Annotated in this window: 6 protein-coding genes; all 6 read left to right on the forward strand. The window is 59.7% G+C overall.

Annotated features, from left to right (window positions below):
- Positions 1–567: 567 nt before the first annotated feature.
- Complete coding sequence (locus tag ACP97_RS00640) at positions 568–1,974, forward strand: dockerin type I domain-containing protein (protein ID WP_049995908.1); 1,407 nt, start codon at positions 568–570, stop codon at positions 1,972–1,974.
- Between the two features lie 216 nt (positions 1,975–2,190).
- Entirely contained in the window at positions 2,191–6,261 is a 4,071-nt protein-coding gene (locus ACP97_RS00645) for a family 16 glycoside hydrolase (protein ID WP_079977480.1), read from the forward strand.
- Between the two features lie 305 nt (positions 6,262–6,566).
- Positions 6,567–9,197: a malectin domain-containing carbohydrate-binding protein gene (locus tag ACP97_RS00650; protein ID WP_049995910.1), complete on the forward strand. Its 2,631-nt coding sequence runs from the start codon at positions 6,567–6,569 to the stop codon at positions 9,195–9,197.
- Between the two features lie 671 nt (positions 9,198–9,868).
- Positions 9,869–10,090, forward strand: a complete 222-nt coding sequence (locus ACP97_RS00655; protein ID WP_049995911.1) for a hypothetical protein — start codon at positions 9,869–9,871, stop codon at positions 10,088–10,090.
- Positions 10,091–10,219: 129 nt separating this feature from the next.
- The gene (locus ACP97_RS00660; protein WP_049995912.1) at positions 10,220–11,182 is read left to right on the forward strand and encodes a sugar phosphate isomerase/epimerase family protein; all 963 of its coding nucleotides are present in this window, start codon (positions 10,220–10,222) and stop codon (positions 11,180–11,182) included.
- 40 nt (positions 11,183–11,222) lie between these two features.
- Complete coding sequence (locus ACP97_RS00665; RefSeq protein ID WP_049995913.1) at positions 11,223–12,335, forward strand: Gfo/Idh/MocA family protein; 1,113 nt, start codon at positions 11,223–11,225, stop codon at positions 12,333–12,335.
- Positions 12,336–12,603 lie beyond the last annotated feature (268 nt).

Raw genomic sequence — 12,603 nt, forward strand, 5'->3', positions numbered from 1 at the left:
TCGTCGGTTTCGTTCGCTTCCAATGCGTCTTGGTCTATTTCGTATTTGTACAACTCGCTGCGCTATCCGACCGACTTTGACTGAGAAGTCCTGGGATCGTCCCGTGTCCGTGTTTTCCATATAACATCCGTATGAATTGTAATTAGAACTACATTGAATCTTCCGAAACTATTAATAGGGTAGCATATGAGGCGTTGGCATGTGCCACTCGTTGGCGATAGTGAGAAAAGCAAATTCGAAGGATGCGCTTTATCAAGAATATCGGTGCGTCTCTTCGAAGGATATCAATCTCACAGCAGGCACATAAGACCATGAGGCCGATGACGACAACGACAACAACGATACTCCATGAGTAACAGAGAAAGAGAAGAAACCAGTCAGTCGTATCGATTAGGAAAAACAGCGTCGGCAGTGAGGCTCCTCGCTATCGTTGTACTCGCTGGAATGATAGTTGTCGCTCCCACAGTAGGTGGGATCGGACTCGCGAGTGCTCAAGAGGCCTCTCCTGCTCTAAACATCGGCGACGCGAATGTTGAGCCCGGGGAATTGGCCAATATCGGCGTCACAATGTCAAGCGCCCCGAGCGGTCTTGCAGGTTACGACATCACCCTCGGTCTGGAGAACGACTCCGTTGCGACAATCACTAACGCGACGATCGCCGAGGAGTTCGGTCTCAGCCTTGTGAATATCAGCGAGGACAATACTTCCATGACCGTGCGCCTGCGCGGTCTCGATTTCGATGAGAACATCGAAGAAGGCGCGACTAATATCTCGCTGGCGGATGTCGAGATTGAGGGTATGGCGACCGGCGAGACTGCCCTCGAAATTCAGGACGTCACCCGTGTCGACGACGACAGCGGTGACTCACTCGACCTGGATACCACCGACAGCGGGCAAATCACCGTTGAAGAGGCTGAGACTCCCACATTGACCATCGGCGACGCGACTGTCGAGGAAGGGTCTACCACAAATGCTGACGTCTCGATGTCGAGCGCCCCGAACGGCCTCGCGGGCTACGACATCACCTTCGGTCTGGAAAATGACTCCGTCGCAACAATTACTAACGCGACGATCCCCGATGAATTCTCCTACAGTAGTGTAAATATCAGCGAGGACAATACCACCATGACCGTACGCCTGCGCGCTCTCGATCTCCAGGAGAACATCGAGGAAGGCGCGACTAACATCTCGCTGGCGGATGTCGAGGTTGAGGGCGTATCGGCCGGTGAGACCGCGCTTGAAGTTCAGGATATCACCCGTGTCGACGACGACAGCGGTGACCCAATCGACGTCAACACCGATAGCGGACAGATCACGGTCGAAGCAGCCGACGGTCCCGGTGACGGAAACGCGACCCCGAATCTCGGCATCAGACTCGATCGTGAACACGTGACCGCCGGCGACGAGACTGCTGCGAGCGTGGTCCTTTCGGAAGCTCCCGAGGGGGTGGCCGGGTTCAATATGACCCTCGGTGTTGATGGTGAAGAAGTGACGATCGTTGCTACGTCGGTCGGTGACTCGTTCGATCTGGCTGTCACCGACACCGACGCGGATGCGGCGATGATCCGAGGGCTCGACTTCAACCAGAACGTCCAGGCCGGCGCGGAAAACGTCACGCTCGCTACGGCGTACGTCCGCGGTGCTGAGGGTGCTGATGGAACTGCCGAAATAAGCATCACGGATGTCAACGTCCTCGAAAGCGACGAAGCGGAGACCATCAACGCGACAACTTCGAACGCGACCCTCGAAGTTCACAACGTCGAGCCGATCGCCTACAACCAGCTTCCGATCGACGCGGATGCTGACGGCTTGTACGAGGACATCGACGGCAACGGCGAGGTCAACAGAAACGATGCGCAAATATTCTTCCGGGAGTTCAACAGCGACGCAATTCAAGGCTACGATGAGTACGACTTCAACCAAGACGGGAAGTTGTCGTACAGTGACATCATCGCGCTCCGGAATTACATGTAGCTCGGGCGGGCAAAGCACAACGTCGCTTTCTTTTTCGCGCGTCGCGTCCATGAGCCGAGATTTCACTCCGGTGTAACAGCACGCTCGGATCAATGATACCGTATGCCGTTCATCGACGGAGCGTACTGCGGCCGGAACGAGGATATCATCCAGCAATTATAACCGCAATCGCTAAGATAAATACTACCAGTAAAAATCATAGGACGAGTTGAGACGATGACGAACAAAAATAACAGGGTTACGCGTCGAACAGTACTGAGTGCGACTGGTCTCGCAATGGCCAGCGGGTTCGCCGGCCCAGTCGTTGCAAGCCACGGCGGCGATGCCGACCAGTATCCCGAGACCTGCGATGGACCAGGATTTAACGATACGCCCGTCCAGCCGTGGTCGGGGTGGCGGTTCGGCGACGCCTGTCGCCCCCAACCACCAGTCGTTGATCCCGGAACAATAACGTTCGATGACCCGCCCGCGGACGCGACGGTTCTGCTCGGCGACGGTTCCAGCGGTGAGATCACCCTTGATGACTGGAAAAAGCGGAACGGGGACCCCCCCGAGTGGAACGTCACCAATAGTTACGCCGAAGTCGATGAGGGATGGCTCCAAACTAAAGCGGACATCGGCGACGCCCACTACCACGTCGAGTGGCGGATTCCGGAGGGTCTCAGCGGAAGTAGCCAGACCCCCGGCAACAGCGGAGTCTGGCTCGCCAGCAATTACGAAATCCAGATCCTCGATAGCTATGAAAACCCGACCTACGCCGACGGCACGGCGGGAGCACTCTACGGCGATCACCCTCCGCTGATTAACGTCGCTCGCCCGTCCGGAGAATGGCAAAAGTACGATATCATCTGGCACGCACCACGCTTTACCGACAACGGGGAAGTGGACTCTCCTGGGATTGTTACCGTTCTTTGGAACGACGTCTTGGTTCAGAGCCAGACAGTCGTTCACGGCTCGACCCCTTACAAAGACGTTCCCGAGTACAGTCCTCATCCTCCCGAAATGCCATTGCAGCTCCAGAATCACGGCCAGCCAGTCCAGTACCGCAACATCTGGTATCAGGACCTCCCGACGTCGGCCTCGGTTCTCGAATTCGAAAACAACGACCAATTCACCGTCGATGAGGGAACCTCCACGACGTTCGACGCTGCGGTCACCAACGCTTACGACTCGGCACTCACCGACTCGGAGGTTACGCTCACCGCGCCGAGCGACTCGGGTGTCGAAGTGAGTTCGGGAGGTGAGACGAGCTTCGACTCGCTTGATCCCGGGGACTCGAAGTCACTGTCGTGGGAGGTGACGCTGCCGAGTCCGGAAAGTGGCCCGTATCTGTTGAGTACGGACGCATCCTATACGGTCGACGAGCAAAAAAGGGTGAGCTATCGGGTCCCGGTATACACCGAGCCGGTTCCTGAAGACAACAGCGGTGGTGGGGGTGGTGGCGAGCTTCCTGAGACGGTCGATTTGAGTAGAACGCAGGTCGCCTCAGTGGACAACGGAATGAAAGTCGATGTCGCGCCTGACGGGCGCGTTTTCTTCACCGAGCGTGGAGCGGACTTCCAGCGCTATCCCGACGAGCCGACAGGCACCGGGAAAATCCGCGTTTACGACCCCGAGACCGGCGAGACCACCACCGCCCTTGAAAAGGACGTTCACGTCGGCATTGAGGAAGGTGCCCAGGGCATCGTCCTCGACCCTGACTTCGAGGAGAATGGGTGGATTTACTTCTTCTATAACCCCTCGAACGAGGCCATTGCCGACACGCAAGAAGGCCTCGAATCGCTCAATACCTACCAGCAGTCGCCGAGCGAGGCAGCGGATGGGCCACAACCGTACGACCTCGTCTCACGATTCACGGTCGAAGGCGATACGATTGACCCCGAGTCGGAGACCGAAATCATTCGCATCACCGCCCAGCGTGAGCGGTGCTGTCACGTCGGCGGCGCGCTCTCGTTCGACAACGATGGCAACCTTCTCATTACGACCGGCGACGGGACCGACCCGTTCGAGTCCAGTGGATATGCGCCGATCGACGAGCGCGACGGCCGGCAGTTCTTCGACGCTCAGCGCTCGGCGGGCAACACTAACGATCTTCGGGGGAGCCTGCTGCGGATCACGCCCCAAGACGACGGCGGCTATACCGTGCCTGACGGAAACCTCTTCACCGGCGATGAGTACGCCGACGCGCGCGCGGACGACCTCGTCAAAAGCGAAATCTACGCGATGGGCTTTCGGAACCCGTTCACGCTCACGGTTGACGAGGAAAGCGGCGATCCCTTCATCGCCGATTATGGTCCCGACGCCGGCAGTTGGGACCCCGAGCGAGGGCCACCGGGGATTACCGAGTTCGTGCGGGTGGACGAACCTGGCTTCTACGGCTGGCCGTACTTCATCGGGATGAACGTCCCCTACAGAGATTACGACTTCGCGACGGGCGAGTCGGGCGACGCGTTCAATCCCGAAAACCCTACCAATGACTCGCCGAACAACGACGGTCTCACTGATTTACCCCCAGCCCAGCCGGCGACGATTACGAATCCCTACTCATGGGAGGAACTTCTCGACACCCCCGACTACGCCGACGAGTACGTTCCCGACGAAATTCCGTACACGATCGAGAACACCGACCCGCCGGAAGGTGGCTCGCCGATGATCGGGGAGATCTATAACTACCAAGACGGCTTCGATTCGGAGGTTGCACTCCCTAAATCGTACGACGGCGTGCACATCCTCATGGAGGCACGGGGCTGGTTCAAGACCGCCATCTACGACGACAACGGCGATGTGAGTAAGATCGGTCCCTTCTCACTATCCGGGGGTAGTCCGAGGATGCTCCACACTGGCCAACAAGGAGGGCTTTACCTCTTAGAACCCGGCTCCCTCAATTACATCACTACCCAGGATACGAGCGAGATCGAACCGATCTCGGCACCGTTCGGCTACGACGCCGGCGGTGAGCTGATAGACGGGATGGTGACGATCGACGGACTCGAATTCGTTGGAAGTTCATCCGCCGTACAGGTTTCTAATCAGGGGGGCGACAGCCCGTCGGCGTTCCCAGACATCCCGATCGAAGGGACGGAAAACGACGCGCTCTACCAGTCGGAGGAGTGGGGAGAGAACCTCTCGTACGACATCGCCATCGAGAACGGGATCTACGACGTGACTCTCCACTTGGCAGAGATCGCCTTCGAGCAATCCGGCAGCCGCATAATAAGTGCTTCAGTTCAGAGCGAGCAGGTGATCAAAGAGCTTGACCTCGCTGAGGAGGTCGGTTTTGCGACGCCCTACACGCAAACGGTCGAGGGCGTCGAAGTCACCGAGGACACACTCTCGATCACGATGAGCGATCCGGTCGAGAACTCGAAGATGAGCGGCATCGAGATCCGACCGGCGGATGTCGAGGAGCCGACGGAGGGCCTCGTCGGCCAGTGGCGGTTCGGCGAGGAGAACGTCGACGGCGACACCGTCTCGGACGCGAGCGGAAACGGCAACGAGGGGACGGTAATCGGTGGCGTGACGACTGGCGTAGAGACGACCTCGATCCCCGGCGACGCCGCAGGGTTCAACGGCGAGGACGGAACTATTATCGTCCCGGATGTCGACGTACTCGACCCGGTCGCATACACGATCTCGGCCTGGCTCCAGACTGACGGACCGGGCCAGTACACCGTTATCCTCGGGAAGTCCAATTCGATGTGGACCGGCTTCAATTCGGATGGAACGTCTCCGCGGTTCGACCCTGACGACAATGCCGACAACGGGTCATTCACCGCGGATACCGATGTCGCCGATGGCGAGTGGCACCATGTCGTCTATCGTCACGCTCCCGACGAGGACATCTCGAACATCTACATCGACGGCGAGCTGGCGGCCTCCGCGGAAGGTGCCAAGGAGTCGTCCGCGTCCGACGCTGACCTCGGTATCGCCTCGAAGTCCAACGTGAAAGACTGGTTCGACGGCATGCTCGCCGACGTGCGCCTCTACAACCGGGCGCTCTCAAGTTCCGAGATTCTCGGTTTGTACCAGTACGAGGGAGATACTGGTGGCAGCGATGGCCCACCGGCGATCGGCGACTCGGACTCGCGACCGACCGATCCGGACGGCGACGGGCTCTACGAGGACCTCGACGGCGACGGCGAGGTAACTGACGCCGACGGGGAATTGTTCTTCGAGCATATTGACGACCCCGAGATGCAGAACAACGTAGAGGCGTTCGACTTCAACGGGAACGGCCGCCTCGACTTCGACGATGTCGTCGAATGGCGCAAAAAGAAAAACAGCTAACCATCCGATACAGCGTCCAAACACGCGGTTCTTCTCTTACACTTCTAAATAAATGATCTCTGTTCGGTAGTTCGAACAGAATTCTTTGTGTCCAGATGTGGGTGTGAATTTCCTGCTGATCGTCTACGTCGTGAGAAGCTCAGTAAAGTGTATGTATTCGTAATAAATCGAATCCACAAGAAGGAAGATTGATAATCTAATTACCGAACGGGGGCACTTTTATTATACCCAACCACAATAGTTCTGCACAGGTCACACACTCGACAGGCGTCCGGGGACGCGAACGCGATTGACTGAAACTATCCATGAGACACCAGCACACGGAACAACCCACGAGCGTAGAAGCAGACGGCGCGCCGTTCGCGCTGAAACGGCGATCGGTACTCCAGACTATCGCCGCACTCGGTCTGGGCAGCAGTGCCGTCGGGAACGCGATCGCACAGCCGAGAGGCGGGGACGACGATTCGGGCGTCCCGGTTGGCATCCAACTGTACACGCTCCGGAACCTCCCGGACACGACGCTCGACCTGCTTCGCCGGGTCGCGGCCGTCGACAACAACGGCGGGCCCGGGTTCGATGTCGTCGAGTTCGCCGGCCTCGGGGGGGCGAACACAGAGGAGATCAACTCTACGCTCGACGAGGTGGGCGTCGACGCCGCCTCGGCACACGTCGGCCTCGGGGAACTGGAGGGCGACAGCTTCCAGGACACCGTCGACACGTACCAGGCGGTCGGCGTGGACACGTTCATCGTCCCGTACATCGACCCGTCGTCGATCGACACGGTAGCGAAGGTGGAAGCGCTCGCCGAGCGGATGAACGCGGTGTCGGAGAACCTGCCCGAGGGGACACGACTGGGCTTCCACAACCACGACGGCGAGTTTCAGGACGTCGGCGACGGTCAGACGCCGATGGAGGTGTTCGACGCGGCGCTCAACGATGACGTGATCTTCGAGATTGACGTCGGCTGGGTGCTTACCGCGGGCTACGACCCGGTTGAGGTCATCCAGCAGTACAGCGATCGGACGGAACTTATCCACATGAAGGACATGGAGGACAGCGAGTTCCGCGAGATCGGTGAGGGTGCCGTCGACATGTCTGAGGTGGCGGAAACCGCGCGAATGGAGGCGAACGTCGACTACCTCATTTACGAGCATGACCAGCCCACGGACCCTGCCGGATCGACCGGCACCGGCGCGGGCGTGCTATCGTTTCTCGACGGCGAATCCGGGCTCGAATGCCTGAGCTTCGCCGATGTAGGCGCCCCGGACTACGACGACTCGCTCAGCGGCGTCGAGATGGGCGATTCCGCCGACAGTGACGGCGTGCCGACGGGTATCCAACTGTACACACTTCGAGACCTCCCCGACTCGACGGCCGAGATCATCCGCCGGATCGGTAGCGTCGACAACAACGGTGGCCCGGGCTACGACACCGTCGAGTTCTATACGCTGGGCAGCTCGACGGTCAGCGAGGTGCAGACGGCGCTTGACGAGACGGGCCTAACGGCACCGTCGGCGCACATCGGCCTCCCGCAACTCGAGGGCGAAAGCCTCCAGAACACGCTCGACACGTACGGACAACTCGGCGTCACCAACTTTATTGACCCCAGCCTCCGCCTGCCGGACGATCCATCCGTACAGGACGTCGAGAACCTCGCCCAGCGGTTCAACGATGTCGCCGCGAACCTTCCGGACGGATCGCGTGTCGGTTTCCATAACCATTCGAAGGTGTTCGATGAACTTGACGACGGTCGGCCTATCATTGAAGTCCTCGACGAGAACCTCAACGACGGCATCGTCTTCGAGATCGACGTCGGCTGGGTGCTCACCGCCGGTCGCGACCCGGCCGAGATCATCCAGCAGTACAGCGAGCGCACCGAGATGCTCCACATGAAGGACATGGAGAACGGCAACTTCGCCGAGATTGGCGAGGGTGCCGTCGACTGGGAGGAAGTCTCGCGGGTCGCGCGCGAGGAAGCTGTAGTCGACTACATCTTCTACGAACACGACGCGCCGTCGAACCCAGCCGGATCCGTCGGCACGGGTGCGGGCGCGCTGTCGTTCCTCGACGGCGCCCCCGGACTGGAGTGTCTCACGATCGACGATATCGGCGGCCCCGGCTACGACGGGGACCTCTCGGGAAGCTCCGGCCCGGGAGCTGGCGACGACACAGTGTCGGTGCCGTTCGGCTACGACGCCGGCGGCGGCGAGATCGACGACATCGTCTCGATCGACGGGCTGGAGTTCGTCGATAGTTCGCCCGCCGTCGAAGCGTACGGCGACGCGAGCGTGAACGGTACCGCCGTTGACACCGGTGCGACCAGCAACCCGATCGAGGGGACTGAACACGACGCACTCTATCAGAGCGAGGAGTGGGGCGGCGACCTCTCGTACGACGTCAGCATCGAGAACGGCATGTACGATGTGACGCTCTACTTCGCCGAGATCTACTTTGGCGGTGATTTCGGTGGGGGCCAAATCGACGGTGGCGTTGGATCGCGCGTGTTCGACGTCTCCGTTGAGGACCAGCAGCCGTTCTCCGAACTCGACATCTACGAACAGGTCGGCCACGATGCTGCCCTCACGGAGACGGTCGAGGGCGTTGAGGTCACCGACGGCACGCTCACAATCAGCACCAACACGGTGGTCCACAACTCGAAGTTCAGCGGCTTCGAGATCGACTCCGTAGACGACGGCGGTAGCGAGGGACCGCCGGCGATCGGCGACTCGGACTCGCGACCGACCGATCCGGACGGCGACGGGCTCTACGAGGACCTCGACGGCAACGGCGAAGTCACTGACGCCGACGCGGAGTTGTTCTTCGAACACATTGACGACCCCGAGATGCAGAACAACGTCGAGGCGTTCGACTTCAACGGGAACGGCCGTCTCGACTTCGACGACATCGTCGAATGGCACAAAAAGAACAACAGCTAAGAACTCCGACACAGCGGCCGAACACGCAGCCTTTTCTAGACTGATCTCCAGTGAGTGGGTTAGTCTCGGTAAAATCGATCGCAACAACTCCTCGCTGGTAGAAATCTTTCATCTCGGCTACTCAGTCCAGTAATCGATTAATCGACTCGCGGTACATCTCACGAATCTTCTCGATGGAAAGACCACAAAATGCTCGCAGTAAGCGTGCTCTAGCGACGTCCGCTCGCGTTGTGACTTATGGGCGAAGCCCCAAGTGTCCTCTGTTTGCCGCCAATCGGTCATGTTAGCTCCATATAGGTCTACAAGTCCCAGAACACGTTTTCGTGAAGCTCGCACCCTCGCCACGGTTGAGCGACAACCCAGAATAACCGACTTGGCCAACCTGCTCGGTGCTTTCACAGCGTAATTAAGGGCAAGCGCTGACGATCAGCCGGCCGACGAGATCGAACGTGCTGATTCAGCCCTTGGAGCGCTCCTCGTGCAAGTGCTCAGTTCGGATGATTGCGGCCCACGCCTACATTTACACGACCGTATTGCTGCTGGCGATATTCTTGTTCGGGAGGGTCTGGTTCTCGTGAGTCGATCGTCTTGTTTTCGACGGCAAACGGTATCGACGGGAACTTGGAGGTCATCGAAGACCAACCCCTCATGTTTCCCGCTGGTTGGAGAGTATGGACTATTTCCAGGGGATAGTCTATCTGCCGGCCGTCACGAGTCGGTTCGAGAAATTCGTTGATGAGGGGATCAGCTTTGAGGCGCTTACCTTGTCGCCGATGACGCTTGCGGCGACGATGAGTGTCAGCGCGGCCATCGACCGCTTCCAGTACGAATATCGGGAACTTGCGTTCGTGGTCGACGAGAGCGAGACGGTGGCAGTTGTTTACCACCACTGATGCCTTCGAGGAGGTGGTGGATGAACTCGAAGAGCCGTTCGATAGCGAATCCATGGGCGAGCAGCGCCAGCAACGGTCGAGCTCTATAACAACCTGAAGGTTTATTCGCCCGCCCGTGGCAAGGTTCGTATGGACGTTGGCGTACTCACCGTACCCCTCGGCGGACAGTCGCCCGACGAGACACTTGCCTACCTCTCCAACCTCGGCGTCGGTGCCGTGGAACTGGGCTGTGGCGGCAGTCCGGGCGACGACCACCTCCCGCGCGCGGAGTATCTCGACAACGAGAGCACACAGCAAAAACTCCACGACCGCCTCGACGAGCACGACCTCCGGGTGAGCGCGCTCGCGACGCACAACAATCCGATTCACCCCGACGACGACCACGCCGCCACGGCCGATACGGAACTCAGAGAAGCCATCGAACTCGCAGACCAGTTGGGTGTCGATACGGTGACGACCTTCTCGGGGCTTCCCGCCGGCGGGCCGAACGACGAAGTCCCGAACTGGGTCACCGCGCCGTGGCCCACCGAACACAAAGAAGCACACGACTACCAGTGGGGGGTCGCCGAGGAATACTGGAGTGACCTCGCCGAGTTCGCCGACGAGAAGGGTGTGAACGTCGCCATCGAGATGCATCCCAATATGCTGGTTTACGAGCCATCGGGCATGCTGCGGCTGCGCAAGGCAACCAACGAGCGCATCGGCGCGAACTTCGACCCCTCGCACCTGTACTGGCAGGGCATTGACGTGCCGCAGGCGATTCGATACTTGGGGGAGGCAATTCATCACGCCCACGCGAAGGATACGGGCCTGTACGAGGCCAACGCCGACGTGAAGGGTTATCTCGACACGACCTCCTACACCGAGGAGGCAGACCGGTCGTGGCTCTTCCGGACTGTCGGGTATGGTCACGGCGAATCCCACTGGAAAGAAGTCGTTTCGACCCTCAGAATGGTCGGCTACGACGGCGCGCTCAGCATCGAACACGAGGACTCGCTGACGAGTTCCCGGGAGGGCCTGGAAAAAGCGGTGGACGTGCTCGACAGAGCGATGTTCGCAACGACGCCCGGCGAGGCCTACTGGGCGGAGTAGTTCCCTGAACGACTAAGGCCCTCTCGGGAATAGGGCCGACATGGCACTTAGAATCGGCGTCCTCGGCTATCGGTTCATGGGCAAAGCCCACTCGAACGCCTTTGCGCGACTCCCGATGTTTTTCGACGACGCACCCGAAATCGAACGCCACACGCTCGTCGGGCGCGACGAGGCGGCGCTCGCGGACGCTGCGGATCGGTTCGGCTTTGCGAACACCGCGACCGACTGGGGGGCCGCCATCGAAAACGTCGATGTGTTCTACAATCTCGGACCGAACCACCTCCATCCCGAGCCGTCGATTGCGGCGCTCGAATCTGATATTCCCGTTTTCTGTGAGAAACCGCTCGCGCCCACGATCGAAGATGCCAAACGGATGGCCGACGTAGTGGGTGAAAGCGACGCCATCGCGGGCTGTGCGTTCAACTACCGATTTGTGCCGGCCATCCAGTATGCGAAGAATCTCATCGACGCGGGCGAACTCGGCGAGATTCGCCACGTACGCGGGAGCTATCTGCAGGACTGGGGCACCGACCCCGCGGACCCGTGGACGTGGCGTATGGACGAAGAGCTCGCGGGCAGCGGCGCGCTCGGCGACCTCGGGGCACACACCGTGGACCTCGCGCGCTTTCTGGTCGGCGAGCGCGCTGGCGACATCGAGCGGGTGAGCGGCCACACCGAGACGTTCATCGAGGAGCGTCCCGTAGAGGGCAAGTCGGAAACCAGACCCGTGACCGTCGACGATGCCTACACCGCACAGGCTGCCTTTCAAAACGGTGCGATGGGCACCTTCGAGGCCTCACGGATGGCGAGCGGGCACAAAAACGACCACTCCATTTCGGTTCACGGCTCGGAGGGAAGTCTGCGGTTCTCGCTCGAACGGCTGAACGAACTGGCCGTGCTCCGGGAGAATAATCGAGGATACGAGACCGTTCTGGTGACCGACGCATCGGATCCCTACGTCGAACACTGGTGGCCGCCGGGCCACGTGCTGGGCTGGGAACACACGTTCGTCCACGAGGACTATGAGTTCCTCTCGGCGGTCGCCGCGGGCAAGGGCTACGAGCCGTCCTTCGAGACGGCATTCAAAGTCCAGCGCGTGCTCGATGCCATCGAGCGAAGCGATGAGCGCGGCGAGTGGGTCGATGTCGAATAGTCGCGTAGGCATGACGCCACTCTTGTGCACGACTCGTTGTTCGTGTGGATGTCACAGAAGACATTCGTGTTCGAGCCGTTTGGTCGCCGGTTCGAACGCCAAACCGCAGAATTGCTTGGGTTTTTGTAAACACTATCTATTCATCGAAAAATACGCTGGCGGCGAAGCATGATTGAATGCCCTGTTGAACGCAAGACAGCGGCGGGGTGAGGTCGGTAGACCGCTACTTCACAGCGAGAAACGCACGATCCTCCGATCAGAAGATGCA

It is taken from the genome of Halococcus sediminicola (assembly GCF_000755245.1).
GTDB classification, from domain to species: domain Archaea; phylum Halobacteriota; class Halobacteria; order Halobacteriales; family Halococcaceae; genus Halococcus; species Halococcus sediminicola.